Origin of the sequence: Roseovarius salis (genome assembly GCF_044472985.1) — a bacterium.
GTDB classification, from domain to species: Bacteria; Pseudomonadota; Alphaproteobacteria; order Rhodobacterales; family Rhodobacteraceae; genus Roseovarius; species Roseovarius salis.
In genome coordinates this window covers 28,213-43,174 of the sequence record NZ_JBISDG010000033.1, presented here as the reverse complement: position 1 = coordinate 43,174, position 14,962 = coordinate 28,213, and the positions used below count along the sequence as shown (strand labels likewise).

Below are 14,962 nucleotides of genomic sequence, written 5' to 3'. Positions count from 1 at the left end.
CGGCGGCGGCGACCAGCGCCGCCGCGGCCCCCGTGCTGGCCCCGAACAGGCCGATGGGAAGGCCGGCGACCTCCGCCCGTCCACGCGCCCACGTGACAGCCTCGGACATCCGGCGGCTCAGAAGCCCGATATCGAACACGTTGGCACGGTCGTAGGACTCCACCTCTGTCAACAGGTCGAACAGCAGGGTTGCGAGGCCATGAGCGCCAAGCGCCTCGGCCACGTGGTTGTTCCGCTTGCTCAGGTGGCTGCTCCCGGCCCCGTGCGCGAACACCACGAGGCCCCGCGCGTTGGCCGGAACCTGGAGAAATCCCTCGAGGTATCGCTCGCCCACGGTAACGGGCTGTTTGGCGGCGTCGGATTCCATGCGCATCGAGGGGCCCCGCTTTCAGAAATTGCCTGTTGATCCGTCGGCACCATCACTTTCACGCTTCAACCATGCCTTAACCTTGGTCAACGCGCCGTGCCGTGGCGGCATCTACGGTGGGGACTGACGCATGTTAAGGCGTCTGGCCGCCCGCGTGGCCAGACTCCCTGCGGCAGCGAGGAGAAAGACATGAGTGCACTTGGGTTGAAAATCATCGACACCGCCGTCGAAGCGGCGAATCTGTGGATCAACGAGGTCAACGAGCGCGCCGGATGGGACGACAAGCAGCGTGCCTATCGCCTGTTGCGGCAGGTGCTGCATGTCATCCGCGATCACCTGAATGCGGACGAGGCGGCGCAGCTCTCTGCGCAGTTGCCGCTGCTGATCCGCGGGATCTTCTTCGAGGCATGGGACCCGTCCAAGACGCCGGTGCGCGAGCGCAGTGCCGAAGGCTTCGTGGCCAAGGTGCAAGAAGCGTTCGAGCCCGATCCGCTCGGCGATGCGCCCCAGGCGATTCAGGCGGTATTCGACGTCCTGTCGGCCCATGTCTCCGAAGGAGAGATGGACGACGTGAAGGGCACCTTTTCCAAGGAAATCCGGGCGATGTTCTGATCCGGGCTGGACCCGCGCCCCCCGGTCTTGTCATCATGGTTGCACGGCCGATCGATTGACCAGCGGGAAAGGCCAGATGCCATGGACCCGGGGAAAAGTTTTCTGCTGACGGACCTTTACCAGCTCGCGATGATGGAGGCTTACGTCGCGGACGGCGACACCGGCGAGGCGGTGTTCGAGTTCTTCGTGCGCAAGCTGCCGGAACGGCGCAACTTTCTCGTCGCGGCGGGGCTGGAGCAGGTTCTGGATTTCCTGCAGGACCTGCACGTGCCGCAGCCGGAGCTCGACTGGCTGGACCAAAGCGGCCGGTTCGGCAAAGCGTTTCTCGACTACCTGTCGCGCTTCCGGTTTTCCGGCGATGTCCATGCGATGCCCGAGGGCACGGTTTTCTTTCCCGACGAGCCGATCATCCGCGTCACCGCGCCGCTGCCCGAGGCACAGTACGTGGAGTCGCGGATCATCAACCTGTTGCAGTTCCAGTCCATCGTGGCATCCCGGGCGGCGCGCATGACGCTGGCGGCGGGCGCACGGCAGCTGGTGGATTTCGGCCTGCGCCGGTCGCACGGGGCCGAGGCCGGCCTGCTGGCCGCGCGGGCCGCGCACATCGCCGGGTTCACCGGCACCGCCACGGTTCTGGCGGGCCGGCAGTTCGGCGTCCCCATCTACGGAACGATGGCGCACTCCTTCGTGCAGGCGCACGAGGACGAGGTCGAGGCGTTCCTGCGCTTTGCCCGGGCGCGGCCGGAGAACCTCGTGCTGCTGATCGACACCTACGACACGGCGCGGGGGGCGGAACGGGTCGCCCGTCTTGCGCCGCGGCTCAGCTCCGAGGGGATAACCATCAGCGCGGTGCGCCTCGACAGCGGGGATCTCGGCGCGCTGGCGTGGCGCGTGCGCCGCATTCTCGATGAGGCTGGTCTGCAGGATGTCGCCATCTTCGCCAGTGGCGGGCTGGACGAGGACCGCATCGCCGCGCTGGTTGCGGACGGGGCGCCGATCGACGGGTTTGGCGTTGGCTCCAGCCTTACCACGTCGTCCGACGCGCCGGTGCTGGACTGTGCCTACAAGCTGCAGGAATATGCGGGCCTCGCCCGGCGCAAGCTGTCGACCGGCAAGGCGACGTGGCCCGGGCGCAAGCAGGTTTGGCGCCGCCATGGCGGGGATGGCCGCATGCAGGGTGACGTGCTGTCGCTTGAGGATGACGCGCAGGAGGGCACGCCGCTTTTGCGCAAGGTGATGGAGGGGGGCAAGCGGCTGTATCCTGCGCCCGCGCTGGAGGACGTGCGTGCCGGCGCGGCTGCCGGGATCGCGTGTCTGCCGGACGGTTTGCGCGGTCTGGAGCGGGGCCCTGCCTATCCCGTCCGGGTCGCGGCGCCCGTGACGGAACTGGCCCGCGCGGTCGACCGTCGCCTGTCGGCCCCGCCAAGGGGAGGGACGGACGCATGACGCTGAAGCTTTTCGCCCTGTCGGGGGGCCGCGGCGGTATCGCGGAGGGCGTGGCCGCGGAGCTGGGGTGGCCGCTGGCTGCGCTGGAGGAACGCGACTTCGAGGATGGCGAGCACAAGGCCCGACCGCTGGAGGAGGTGCGCGGCGACGACGTCTACGTGATCGCCGGGCTGCACGGCGATGCGGGCCAGAGCCCCAATGACCGGCTTTGCCGCCTGCTGTTTTTCATCGGCGCGTTGCGGACCGGCGGCGCGGCGCGCGTGACGGCCGTGATTCCCTATCTGGCCTATGCCCGCAAGGACCGCCAGACCAAGCCGCGCGATCCTCTGACGGCGCGCTACGTCGCGCAGCTGGTCGAGGCGGTGGGCACCGACCGGGTGGTCGCGCTGGAGGTGCACAACCTCGCCGCCTTCCAGAACGCGTTCCGCTGCGAGGCGTTGGCGCTGGACCTGCGTGGTGTCCTGCTGGACCGCGCGGCCGGGCTGGCTGGCGAGGGGGCGGTCTGTGTCGCCTCGCCCGATCCGGGCGGGGTGAAACGCGCCCAGCTTTTCCGCGAGGCGCTGGAGACGCGGCTGGACCGCGAGGTCGGCTTTGCCGTGTTGGAAAAACGCCGCAGCGCGGGGGTCGTGACCGGCGAGTTGATGGCGGGCGAGGTGCAGGGCGCACGGGTGCTGGTCATCGACGACATGATCGCCTCGGGCGGCACGATGGTGCGGGCCGCGGACGCGCTGCGCGGCGCGGGCGCGCGCGACGTCTGGGCGCTGGCCGCGCACGGCCTTTTCACCGGCAACGCGCCGGAGGCGTTGAAGAGCGATGCGCTTGCCGGGTGGATCGTCACCGACAGCGTGCCACCTTTCCGGTTGGAGCGTGCCGGCGCGGCCGCCAGGCTGGAGATCGTCAGCGCTGCGCCGCTTTTTGCCCGTGCGATCCTGCGGTTGCGGGACGAGGGGGATGTCACGGATCTACCGGCAGCCGGGTCATGACGTCCGCTTTTTCTGCCAGAGCGATGTAGCGCCATGCCAGCGGCCGCCATTTTTCCGGCGTTCGCGGATGCGGCTCGGCGAGATGCAGCAGCGCAAGCCTTGCACGCAAAAGCGCACGGTAGCTCCAGTAGAAGGCCAGCAGCGCGGCCGGCGGCCGGTCGTCCAGCGCCTCGCTCAACCGCGATGCCAGGGCCGGGAAAAGTTGACGCGCGCCGAGCGACGCGGCCTCCATCCCCAGGAAGGCGACCTCGTCGAACGGGTCGACGAGCCGAAGCCGCCGGTTGAACTCGAGGCAGTCGATGATGGCGGGCGGATCGGTGAGAAAGACGTGCTGCGGCCGCAGGTCTCCGTGGCCCTCGACGATCCGGCGCTGCTCGGCCCGGCGGTGCAGCACGGGGCGGATCGCCTCGAACCGCTGTTCGAAACCCGAAAGCGCGCCTTGCAGGCGTGCGCCGTCCAGTCCAAGAGACGGCTCAATCAACGCGTCGCGCGTGATCCGGTATTCCGCCTCGAAACCGGCCGCGTAGTCGTCCGGTGTCACGTCCTCGGCCGGCAGCCGCCCGTAAAATCCGGCGAGCCGTTCGGACACCGCCGCAAGCTGGGCCTGTCGCGGCCCGCCGGCCGCGATCACGGTTTCAAGGTTGTGATCCTCGGGCAGGCGGCGCATCACCACGAGCCAGTCGACGACGTGACCCGTGATGCCGAGCGCCAGCCGGCCGTCGGCCCCGGCAACCAACCGGCACGGATCGTGGTAGACGCCGCGCGCCAGCCGCCGGTTCAGCCGGACCTCGTCCTGCACTGCCTTGCGCCTTTTCTCGGGCGTGCCGAAGTCGAGGAAATCGTATGTCACGGGCTTCTTGAGCTTGTAGACCAGCCCGCCGGCGAGAAAGACCCATGACATGTGCGTCTCTACCACCTGCACGTCCTTGGGGGCGTGCCGATAGTTGCGCGGATCGGACAGGAACGCGACCTTGTCGCTGGTGGTCCAGGCTTGGGCGGTGGACTGGTCGGCCTGTCGGGTCATGGGCACCTGTCGGTTCGGAAGCCGCGAACATACTTCACGCCAACAGGTGCGCGATGTCATTGATCCGCGTCAAGGTTCCGCCGTGCCCCGGCGGCGTCGCCCCATGCCCTTGCCACATGCGCCCGATTGGACTGCCGCATGGCTGAAAAAAGGCCCGGACGGTCTCGTCACGACCCCGTTTTCAGCGCACGTTCGGTGGCGATAACCAGTATTGTTCCGAGGTAGTGAAACAGTCCACGGGCACCGGGCCGCGTGGCTTGACCAGGGTGGAGATCATGACTCAGGCAGACGGTTTCGGCTTCGGCACGCAGATCCGCAAGTCCCCTTATTTCGACGCGACCGTACGCTGGGGCGCGCAGGGGTTCTCGGTTTACAACCACATGTATATCCCGCGCGATTTCGGTGACCCGGTCCAGAATTTCTGGAACCTCGTCAACGACGCGATCCTGTGCGACGTCGCCGTTGAACGGCAGGTCGAGATCACCGGGCCGGATGCGGCGCGCTTCACCCAGATGCTGACGCCGCGCAACCTGTCCAACATGGCGGTGGGGCAGTGCAAGTACGTGCTGATCACCAACGCGGAGGGCGGTATCCTGAACGACCCGATCCTGCTGCGGCTTGGCGAAAACCATTTCTGGCTCTCGCTTGCCGACAGCGACATATTGCTGTGGGCGCAGGGCGTGGCCGTGCATTCGGGCATGGATGTCACCATCCGCGAGCCCGACGTGTCGCCGCTGCAGCTGCAGGGGCCCCAGTCCGGCGAGATCATGCGGTCGCTGTTTGGCGATGACATCATGGACCTGCGCTACTACTGGCTGCGCGAGGTCGAGCTGGACGGTATCCCGCTGGTGGTGTCGCGCACCGGATGGTCGAGCGAGCTTGGCTACGAACTCTACCTTCGGGACGGTTCGCGCGGCGACTCCCTGTGGGAGCGCATCATGGCCGCCGGGGCGCCATTCGGGCTGAAGCCCGGCCATACATCGACCATACGGCGTATCGAGGGGGCCATGCTGTCCTATCACGCCGACGCGGACATCCACACCAACCCCTTCGAACTCGGCCTCGACCGTCTGGTGGACACCGAGATGGAGGCCGAATTCATCGGCAAGGCCGCCCTGCGGCGCATCCGCGAGGAGGGCGTTCGCCGCCGCCAGGTCGGCCTGGTGATCGACGTTCCCCCGCTGGCCGGGCCGAACACCACCTTCTGGCCGGTCTCGGCCGGGGGGCAGACCGTCGGCAAGGTCACGTCCGCCGTTTACTCTCCGCGGCTGGAGCGCAACATCGCCTTGGCGATGGTGGCAACCGAGCATGCCAATCTGGGCACCGAGGTCGAGGTCACGCTGCCGTCGGGTCCGGCGCCGGCAACGGTGGTCCAGACCCCGTTCTTCGACCCCCGGAAGAGGCTCGCCGCCGCCTGAGCCAGGCACGCTGCACCCAGAACAGGATCACAGGCCACGACATGTCCGATCTTTCCATCGAGCTGCACTGGCAGCGCGCCGAACCGGTATTGCAGACAGGCAAGTATTCCAACGCGCATACCGTGCAATACAACGGCAGTCACGAGCTCGTGGCGGATGCCGCCCCCGACTGGGGCGGCGACCCCGCCAATACCAACCCCGAACAGGCGCTCGCATCGGCCCTGTCGAGTTGCCACATGATGACGTTTCTCGCCCTGTCGGCCAAGGCCGGTTGGCCGGTCGCCAGCTATCACGACCACGCCGTGGCCCATCTGGGCAAGAACGAAAGGGGGCAGATGTCGGTGACGCGCATCGACCTGCATCCAGTGGTGCGGTTCGATACCGGGTTCGAGATCGGGGCGCGCGAACTGGAGGAGATGCAGCACCGGGCGCACCGGTACTGCTTCATCGCCAATACACTGGCCGAAAGCGTCGAGATCAACATTCTCTAGGGCGAGGACAGGAAAGGAGCCAAGCCGTGCAAGACAGTCCCATCCTGCTGCGCGATCTGGACGCGGAGGGTATCCTGCGTCTGACCCTGAACGACACCGCGCGGCGCAATGCGCTGTCCGAGGCGATGCTGTCCGAACTGGACGCGGCACTTGCCGATGCAGGGTCGGATGCGGCGGTGCGCGTGATCGTTCTCGCCGCGAACGGCCCGGCATTCTGCGCGGGTCACGATCTCAAGGAATTGACCGCCGGCCGCGCCGCGCCCGACCGCGGTCGAGCCTATTTCGCAAGGATCATGTCGCGGTGTTCCAGCGTCATGCAGGCCATCGTGAACCATCCCAAGCCCGTGATTGCCGAGGTCGCGGGCGTTGCCACGGCGGCAGGCTGCCAACTCGTGGCCAGCTGCGACCTGGCGATCGCGGCGGAAACTGCGCAGTTCAGCACGCCGGGCGTGCATATCGGGCTGTTCTGCTCAACCCCCATGGTGGCCCTGTCGCGCAACACCGGCAACAAGCACGCGATGGAGATGTTGCTGACCGGCGACATGACACCGGCCGACCGCGCCGCCGAGATCGGGTTGGTCAACCGCGCCGTGCCATCGCACGAGTTGCAGGACGCGACGATGGAGATGGCGCGCAAGATCGCCTCGAAATCCTCTTTGACGCTGTCGATCGGCAAGCATGCCTACTACGCGCAACGAGAGATGCCGCTTGCCGAGGCCTATGATTACGCGTCGAACGTGATGGTGGAAAACATGCTCGCCCATGATGCCGAGGAGGGCATTGGCGCGTTCATCGAAAAACGCCCCGCGCAATGGCTGGACCAGTGAGGCGCTGACCGCCGCTCATCGCGCGTTCTGCGCGGGCAATTCCATGGTCTTGCGACGCATCTCTGATACCGATCCGCAGTGCGTGATTGAACCGGAACGTCTGGACGGTTACCCTCGGGATGTTTAAGAGCACGGCCATACCGGGCCTTGCGGGGCCGCCAGAGGAGGAAATACATGGCCATCGACGTCAAGAAGCTCACCCCGGAAGAGCGCGCCAAGCTGCTGGAGGATATCCGGCAGGCAGAAGAAGAAGAAAAGAACGCCTACAAGACGGATTTCGTCAAGGACGTGGCCGCGCTGGCGATGGAGAAAGGACTGAAATGGTCCGAGGCCCGCACGCTGGTCGGCAACTACAATCCCGACAATGACACCGAGGCGAAAAAGCTCGGCTTTACCCACAAGAAGGGCGGCAAGTACTACCAGAAGCGTGTCGAGGGCGCCACGAAGATAAAATGACCCGCAAGGCGGGCTGCCTGACGTGCGGCCCGCCCTACCTCCGGGCATTGGGTGTCATGTCGCGCCCTCGGTTTCGATCTTCAGTTCGTGGCCGCAATGCTTGCAGTGGATCGCATCCGCGTCATGCTTGAGCAGCCCGCATTCGGGGCATTTGTGCTTGACCTTGGCGGGTGAGAATATGGCCCGCGCGAGTTGCAGGAACAGCCCCACCCCCACCACCATGATCCCCACCGACAACACCCGTCCGGCGGGCGTGGTCATGGCGATGTCGCCGAAGCCGGTGGTCGTCAGCGTGGCGACGGTGAAATACAGCGCGTCCAGGTAGCTGTTCAACCCCGGTTCCTCGCCGCCGCGGAGCGCGAAGACAAGCGCGGACATCGCGAAGATGAAGACCGTCAGATTGATCGCCGCCAGGATCGTGTCCTCGTGGCGGCGAAAGAAAAGGGCGTCCCGCCGCAGATCGCGCAACAAATGGTAGGAATGGATCAGCCGCAGGGAGCGCAACACCCGCAGCACCGTCAGCCCCTGCCCGAAGAAGGGCGCCGCGACAAGAGATGCCAGAACAACCAGGTCGACGAGGATATAGACCCGCCGCAACAGCCTCAGCCGGTCGGTGGCGATCCAGAACCGCATCGAGAGATCCAGCAGGATCAGCGCGCCAATGACGATGTCGGCGGCCAGAATCCACGGCGCGAACGCCATCGTCGCGGTCACGATGAAAAAGAGGATCGAGGCGAGATCGAACGCCAGCAATCCGTAACGGAAACGCGTGGCGCGCTTGCTGCGCCCCTCGTAGAGCAGCCTGACCCTGTCCCGCGACGACCTGCTTTCCGCCATGCCCGCACCGTTTGCGTAACCTCACGCGACAAAGCCTATACAAATCGGGGCAGCCCTGTCAGAGGAATTCTTCTCGGCCCTGTCGCGGTGGGGTGGCGGCGGTTTCCGGGGCGGGCCTAAGGCCGTCAACTCGCGCATACCGGCCCCGGCCATTCCACTGGCCCGTCAGGGCAGGGCCATACATTCTAGCAATGGAGAATATTCAAAACATATATTACGGCGATGGTGCGGGGTCTTCTTAGACTGGTGCGGAAAACCGACCAACCGAAGACCTTGCGATGCTTGTGGCCGACGATAGTTACCGGGATATCCGCGAAGGCGTGCGCGCGTTGTGCGCGCAGTTTCCGCCGGAATACCACCGAGAAGTTGACGCGCAGAAGGCTTACCCGGATGCGTTCGTCGATGCGCTCACGCGCGATGGCTGGATGGCCGCGCTCATTCCCGAGGGATATGGCGGCGCGAGGCTGGGGCTGACCGAGGCATCGGTCATAATGGAAGAAATCAACAGGGCGGGCGGCAATTCCGGCGCTTGCCACGGGCAGATGTACAACATGACCACGCTGGCGCGGCATGGGTCCGAGGAACAGCGAAAGGCGTTCCTGCCGCGCATCGCCGCGGGCGAGTTGAGGCTGCAATCCATGGGCGTGACGGAGCCGACCACCGGAACGGACACCACAAAGATCAAGACCAGCGCCGTGAAGACGGCCGACCGCTACGTGGTCAACGGCCAGAAGGTGTGGACCTCCCGGGTGCGCCATTCCGATTACATGATCCTGCTTGCGCGCACGACGCCCCTTGCCGAGGTCAGGGAGAAATCCGACGGGCTTTCGATCTTTCTCGTGGATATCCGCGACGCGATGGAGAAGGGCCTGACCGTCAAGCCCATCGACAACATGGTCAATCACGAGACCAACGAACTGTTCTTCGATGATCTGGAGATCCCCGAGGAGAACCTGATCGGCGAGGAAGGCAAGGGGTTCAAGTATATCCTCACCGGTCTCAACGCCGAACGCGCGCTTATCGCGGCGGAATGCATCGGGGATGGCTACTGGTTTACCGACAAGGCCTCCGCCTATGCCGGTGATCGCGAGGTGTTCGGGCGGCCCATCGGGCAGAACCAGGGGGTGCAGTTCCCCATCGCCGAGGCCTTCATCGAGATCGAGGCCGCGAGCCTCATGCGCTACAAGGCTTGCGCGCTATACGATTCGGGCGAGCCCTGTGGGGCGGAGGCCAACATGAGCAAGTATCTCGCCGCCAAGGCCAGCTGGGAGGCGGCCAACGCCTGCATCCAGACCCATGGCGGCTTCGGCTTCGCCGCCGATTACGACGTGGAGCGCAAGTTCCGGGAAACCCGGCTCTACCAGGTGGCGCCGGTTTCGACCAACCTGATCCTTTCCTACGTGGCAGAGCACGTGCTCGGACTGCCGAGGTCCTTCTGATGATGCCGTTGGAAGGAGTGGAGGTGGTCGCGATAGAGCAGGCGGTCGCGGTGCCCTTCGCCTCTTCGCGACTGGCGGATGCCGGGGCGCACGTTGTCAAGATCGAGCGGCCGGGTGGCGATTTCGCACGGGGCTACGACGACGTGGCGCAGGGACAGTCGAGCTATTTCGTCTGGCTGAACCGGGGCAAGGAATCGCTCACGCTCGATCTTGCCGCCGACGCGGACAAGCATTGCCTGGAAAAGCTTCTGAAAAAGGCGGATGTCCTCATTCAGAACCTCAAGCCCGGTGCGCTCGCGCGGCTCGGCTTCGATCCCGCGCGTCTCAGGCGCGATTACCCTGACCTCATCATCTGTTCCATAAGCGGGTACGGCGGCGAGGGACCGATGGCCGACCGAAAGGCATATGACTTGCTCATCCAGGCTGAATCGGGCTTGTGCTCGATCACCGGCGGCCCGTCCGAACCGGCGCGCGTGGGGATCTCGATCGTCGATATCGCCAGCGGGGCAACTGCGCATTCGGCGATCCTCGAGGCGCTGATCCGGAGGCAAAAGACCGGGCAAGGCGCGGAGATCAACGTGTCGATGTTCGGGGTCATGGCCGATTGGCTATCGGTGCCGTTGCTCAATCACGAAGGCGGTCGAACACCCAAACGCGTGGGGCTGGCGCACCCGTCCATCGCGCCATACGGGGTCTTTCACCCCAAAAGCGGCGGACCGATCCTCATCTCGGTCCAGAGCGACCGGGAATGGGTCAGGCTCTGCCACGGGTTCATCGGGGCGTCAGCCTATGGCACGGATCCCCGCTTTGCCACCAATGTCGAACGGGTAAGACACCGTGAAGAGACGGACAGGCTGGTTGCGCAGGCCTTTGCGCAATACGATGCCGGGCAGGCGGTGGCCCTCCTGTCGCGCGAGCACATCGCGTTCGCCTCTGTCAACGACATGGACGCGCTGGCGGCGCATCCACAGTTGCGCCGTATCACGATCGACAGCCCGCACGGCCCCATAAGCCTGCCGGCGCCGGGGGTCGAGTTCGCCGGCGAGCCACGTCGTTATGGTCCCGTTCCGTCGCTGAAGCCAAGGAAGCCATAGAAGCACACCCTTCACCTGCGGGGGTGGACGGGGCGCTGCGTAAGCGCAGACACAAAGGTGGCGTGGGTGCTCGCCAAGCAGTTCCAACGTGATCCGCGACGCCGTCGCGGCATGTTGCCCGATGGCTCCCGCGCTGCCCCATGCGCATTACTTCCGGATTGCGCGGACTTGACGCCTGCAGGCGGCGCCCCGTGCGATCCGGTCAACGATTGTCGAGGGCACTTGGTTCAGCTCGGTCCCAGGCATCGATACTGTAGCGTATTGTCACGATGACGGCGGCAGCTGCTTGAGCCCTTGCGCGGGACGCGGCGGGGTCTTGTGGCTTTGCATGCGCGGGCGCAACGGTGGCCGCCGGGTATGGAAACCACGCCGCGCCATAGGCCGGACTTATAGCCCCCATTCGTTTTTCTTAGTTCTAATGATGCCGGTATGATGGTTCAATTTAAAGAATAACAAGCCACGAAGGCTTGGAATAAAGGGAGGTACAGCAATGATTTCGAATGCCGCAGCGATGCTGCGATCTGTTACGTTGATGGCGTCCGTGTCGCTGGCGTCCGCCGCGTCAGCGGGTGTCGACGAACTGCCGCAAGATATTCAGGACAGGCTTTACAATCCTGACCTGCTTGATCCCAACCAGCCGATCGGTGACAGCGCATATCGCGATTTCGTCGCCAAGAATCCACCCCCCTGGACGATCGGCTACGCCTCTTCCTATGCCGGCAACACCTGGCGGGCCGCGGTGATGGACCGGCTCCAGAACGACTTGATCCCGAAGTGGAAGGATCTGGGGATGATCGACGAGGTGATCATCACCCAGTCGAACCTGAACGATGCCACGCAGATCCAGCAGATCCGCCAGCTGGTGGATCAGGGGGTCGATGCGGTGGTGGTTTGCTGCTCCAACCCGACCGCGCTGAATGCCTCGGTGGAGTATGCGTATAACAACGACGTCGCGGTGTTCTCGGGTATCGGTTACCTTACCAGCCCCTACTCGGTGAACTCGTCGGCCAACTTCGTCGTCGGCGGCCGCATGATGGGCGAATGGATGGCCGAGGAGATCGGCGGCGAGGGGCGGGTGCTGAACGTCGAGGGTATCCCGGGCGCCTCTGCGTCGGACAGCCAGAACGTCGGCATCGAGGCGGCCATGTCCGAATATCCCGAGATCGAGGTCGAAGGCCCCATCGCCGGCATGTGGACCGACCAAGTGGCCCAGGCAGAGGTGCAGAGGTGGCTTGCAACCAACCCCGGCAAGCTCGACGGCATCATCATCCAGTCCGCGTCCGAGCTGGGCGCCCTGCGGGCGTTGCAGCAGTCGGGTCGGCCGATGGTCCCGATCACGATTGGCTCCGAACTCGGTGCCCTGTGCTACTGGCGCAATAATCCCGATTACGTATCGGCGGCAATCCACGCCTGGCCGCCGGGGGACGATTTCGAGATGATCTGGAACATCATGATGCGCACGCTTCAAGGTCAGGGGCCAAAGATCCAGTCGATCCTGACGGAGCCCGTGAAGATGAACAGGGAACAGATGCTTGCGGTGATCCCGGAGGATTGCTCGGAGCAGTCCGACCAGTGGTATCATCCCGGCATCGAGGAGTGGGCGAGCAAGGAATTCCTCGATAACTTCTTTCTCCGCCCGGCCGATCCCGAGGCCTATGACCCGGCTTCGCATCCTGCCGCAAACTGAACGCCGCCGTCCCGGCCGTCGCTCCCCGATGGCCGGGCCGCGCCAAAGAAACGTCCCGATCACCTGACCGTTTTGCCGAACCGGCCCGGTGGGAGAGTGTGCCGTGTCCACCGTTGCAGCAGAAATCATCGACGTCAGAAAGACGTTCGGCCCGACCGTTGCCCTGGACCGGGTCAGCCTGCGCGCCTTCACCGGCGAGGTGCACGCGATCATAGGCGGCAACGGCTCTGGCAAGTCGACACTGGCGAAAGTCATTTCCGGCGTTCTCGTGCCGGATCAGGGTCAGGTGTCGATATTCGGAAAATCGGCGTCCAACCCGTCGGAATCCAAGGCGCTCGGCATCGCCAACGTCTACCAAGAGGTTCTGGTAGCCGACGAGTGCTCGGTGATCGACAACCTGTTCCTGGGCGCTGACAGCCTGTTCGGAACAGCCGAGCCGTACGAGCAGCGCTATGAGCGTGCCGAAAGGATCATGCAGGATCTGCTGGGCTTCGATCTGGACCCCGAGACCATCGTTGCCGAACTGCCGCTTTCGATAAAGCAGTGGATCACGATCGCCCGCGGCATGCTGACCAATCCGCGCGTACTGATCCTCGACGAGAGTTCTGCGGCGCTTGATTTCGAGTCCACTCAGCGCCTGTTCCGGAAGATGCGCGAATTGACGGCGCAGGGTTGCGCGATCTTCATCGTGACACATCGCATCGCAGAGTTGGTCCAGATCGCGGATCGCGCCACTGTGTTGCGTGACGGCATGTCGGTCGGCACGCTGGACAAGCACGACATCACCGAGGACAGAATCCTGCACCTCATCGCCGGGCCGGAGCGCGAGGGCGCCCAGTCGAGCAGCAAGCCGGTGGAGCGGCAGGCCGACCGCCCGGTGATGCGTGTCAACGACATCAGGGTCTGGCCGGATACGGCACCGTTCGGTTTCAACCTCTACCCGGGCGAGGTCGTCGGGGTGACGGGTCTAGACGGGCAGGGCCAGGCCGACTTCGTTCAGGCGCTCGCGGGGATTGCGCCGGCGCTTGGCGGCACGATCTACACGGTGCATCACGGGGTGGCCGAACCGATCTTCGACCTTCACAGTGCGCGTCAAAACGGCATCGCCTACGTGTCGGGCGATCGCAAGAAAGAGGGCATATTTCCCAACCTCTCGATCTACGAGAACATGTGCCTGTCGATCTACCCGGAATACGCGGCAGGCGGCGCGCTGAATTTCATCAATCGCCAGAAACTCGATCCGATCTTCGAACACGAAACCGGGAACCTCGCCACCAAGATGGGCGATCCCGGTAACCTGATCACGTCCCTTTCGGGCGGCAACCAGCAGAAGATCCTGATTGCACGATCCTTCGCCGAACGGCCGAGAATCCTCGTCCTGAATGATCCGGCGCGGGGTATCGACGTGGGCGCCAAGCTGGACCTGTACCGCAACCTGCGCGCATTCGCAGAACGCGGAAACGCGGTGGTTTTCCTGTCTTCCGAAATCGAGGAATTCCTGGACCTTTGCAACCGTGTCCTGGTCTTCCGGGGCGGCGTGATCTCTTCCACCTTCACGCCGCCCTTCGATACCCATGTCATCCTGAACGCCACGTTCGGCCGGCGGCTCGACGCGGCGCTGCCGGGCGAGCAGCCGCACCACGAACGCAAGGTCGTCCAGTGGCGCCCCCGCAAGGAGGCCGGCCGCCCCGCCGCGCGTCCTGTCCGCGTCCGGCCCGAGATCAACAAGAGGATCGCCATGAACCAGTCCGGTTTCTTGCTCCTGGCTCCCGACATCCCGCAGGGCAGCACGATCCCGGAGCGGTTCTGCGAGGGCAACGGGCGCTCGCCGGCCCTTGAATGGGAGTCGGTGCCCGAAGGCACGCAGAGCTTCGCCCTGGCGATCACGGATCCCGACCTGCCGCCCGAATTCGGGTTTCCGCGCAGTTTCGCGCACTGGATGGTTTACAACATTCCCGGTGACCTGCGCAGCCTGCCAGAAGGCGCGTCGATGACCGCGTTGATGCCGTCGGGGTCGCAAGAGCTCAATTCGGATTTCGTGACCTTCGGCATCCCGGGGTTCGGGCGCGGCTACGGCGGGCCGTGGCCCCCGGATCGCGCGCATCGCTACGTTTTCACACTCTACGCGCTGAAGACCCGCTCGCTCGATCTGGCGCCCGATGCCGACTTGCCCGCCTTCGCGCAGGCGATCCTGCCACTCACCATCGAGCACGCCAGTTTCACCGCAACCTACGGCCCGGCCAAAGCGGCGCTGCCCGCGGCCTCATAGACAGGAGAGAAG

General features: G+C 65.0%; 13 protein-coding genes and 1 pseudogene. 11 read left to right on the top strand and 3 right to left on the bottom strand.

Features of this window, described 5'->3' with window-relative positions; all coding sequences use genetic code 11:
* Nucleotides 1-373, bottom strand: a pseudogene (locus tag ACH13J_RS13675) (dienelactone hydrolase family protein); the annotation flags it as partial.
* 183 nt (nt 374-556) lie between these two features.
* Here ACH13J_RS13675 and ACH13J_RS13670 point away from each other — a divergent pair.
* From ACH13J_RS13670 to ACH13J_RS13660, 3 genes are all read left to right on the top strand, one after another.
* Nucleotides 557-979 carry a DUF2267 domain-containing protein gene (locus ACH13J_RS13670; RefSeq protein WP_397543900.1) on the top strand — a complete coding sequence of 141 codons (423 nt, stop codon included), beginning with the start codon at nt 557-559 and terminating at the stop codon, nt 977-979.
* 81 nt (nt 980-1,060) lie between these two features.
* Nucleotides 1,061-2,425, top strand: a complete 1,365-nt coding sequence (locus tag ACH13J_RS13665; RefSeq protein ID WP_397543899.1) for a nicotinate phosphoribosyltransferase — start codon at nt 1,061-1,063, stop codon at nt 2,423-2,425.
* On the top strand, nt 2,422-3,408 hold the full coding sequence (locus ACH13J_RS13660) for a ribose-phosphate diphosphokinase (RefSeq protein WP_397543898.1): 987 nt from the start codon (nt 2,422-2,424) through the stop codon (nt 3,406-3,408). The genes ACH13J_RS13665 and ACH13J_RS13660 overlap by 4 nt, the downstream gene beginning before the upstream one ends.
* On the opposite strand, the gene ACH13J_RS13655 is transcribed toward ACH13J_RS13660, so the two are convergent.
* Nucleotides 3,380-4,432, bottom strand: coding sequence for a hypothetical protein (locus ACH13J_RS13655; protein ID WP_397543897.1), 1,053 nt, complete (start codon nt 4,430-4,432; stop codon nt 3,380-3,382). The genes ACH13J_RS13660 and ACH13J_RS13655 overlap by 29 nt on opposite strands.
* A gap of 275 nt (nt 4,433-4,707) precedes the next feature.
* Between ACH13J_RS13655 and ACH13J_RS13650 the strand changes: the two genes are divergently transcribed.
* The 4 genes from ACH13J_RS13650 (at nt 4,708) to ACH13J_RS13635 (ending at nt 7,624) form a co-directional block, all read left to right on the top strand.
* Nucleotides 4,708-5,850, top strand: coding sequence for a glycine cleavage T C-terminal barrel domain-containing protein (locus tag ACH13J_RS13650; protein WP_397543896.1), 1,143 nt, complete (start codon nt 4,708-4,710; stop codon nt 5,848-5,850).
* A gap of 41 nt (nt 5,851-5,891) precedes the next feature.
* On the top strand, nt 5,892-6,341 hold the full coding sequence (locus ACH13J_RS13645; RefSeq protein WP_397543895.1) for an OsmC family protein: 450 nt from the start codon (nt 5,892-5,894) through the stop codon (nt 6,339-6,341).
* Between the two features lie 26 nt (nt 6,342-6,367).
* Nucleotides 6,368-7,168 carry an enoyl-CoA hydratase gene (locus tag ACH13J_RS13640; protein WP_397543894.1) on the top strand — a complete coding sequence of 267 codons (801 nt, stop codon included), beginning with the start codon at nt 6,368-6,370 and terminating at the stop codon, nt 7,166-7,168.
* A 174-nt stretch (nt 7,169-7,342) separates the two neighbouring features.
* Entirely contained in the window at nt 7,343-7,624 is a 282-nt protein-coding gene (locus ACH13J_RS13635) for a hypothetical protein (protein ID WP_397543893.1), read from the top strand.
* A gap of 54 nt (nt 7,625-7,678) precedes the next feature.
* On the opposite strand, the gene ACH13J_RS13630 is transcribed toward ACH13J_RS13635, so the two are convergent.
* The gene (locus tag ACH13J_RS13630) at nt 7,679-8,461 is read right to left on the bottom strand and encodes an ion channel (protein ID WP_397543892.1); all 783 of its coding nucleotides are present in this window, start codon (nt 8,459-8,461) and stop codon (nt 7,679-7,681) included.
* A 278-nt stretch (nt 8,462-8,739) separates the two neighbouring features.
* Between ACH13J_RS13630 and ACH13J_RS13625 the strand changes: the two genes are divergently transcribed.
* The 4 genes from ACH13J_RS13625 to ACH13J_RS13610 all read left to right on the top strand — a co-directional run bounded on the left by ACH13J_RS13625 (nt 8,740) and on the right by ACH13J_RS13610 (nt 14,950).
* A complete protein-coding gene (locus ACH13J_RS13625; RefSeq protein WP_397543891.1) occupies nt 8,740-9,900 on the top strand; it encodes an acyl-CoA dehydrogenase family protein in 1,161 nt (386 codons plus the stop codon).
* Nucleotides 9,900-10,994 carry a CoA transferase gene (locus ACH13J_RS13620; RefSeq protein ID WP_397543890.1) on the top strand — a complete coding sequence of 365 codons (1,095 nt, stop codon included), beginning with the start codon at nt 9,900-9,902 and terminating at the stop codon, nt 10,992-10,994. The genes ACH13J_RS13625 and ACH13J_RS13620 overlap by 1 nt, the downstream gene beginning before the upstream one ends.
* A 490-nt stretch (nt 10,995-11,484) precedes the next feature.
* Nucleotides 11,485-12,681, top strand: coding sequence for an ABC transporter substrate-binding protein (locus ACH13J_RS13615; protein ID WP_397543889.1), 1,197 nt, complete (start codon nt 11,485-11,487; stop codon nt 12,679-12,681).
* 103 nt (nt 12,682-12,784) lie between these two features.
* The gene (locus ACH13J_RS13610) at nt 12,785-14,950 is read left to right on the top strand and encodes a YbhB/YbcL family Raf kinase inhibitor-like protein (RefSeq protein WP_397543888.1); all 2,166 of its coding nucleotides are present in this window, start codon (nt 12,785-12,787) and stop codon (nt 14,948-14,950) included.
* Nucleotides 14,951-14,962: the final 12 nt, after the last annotated feature.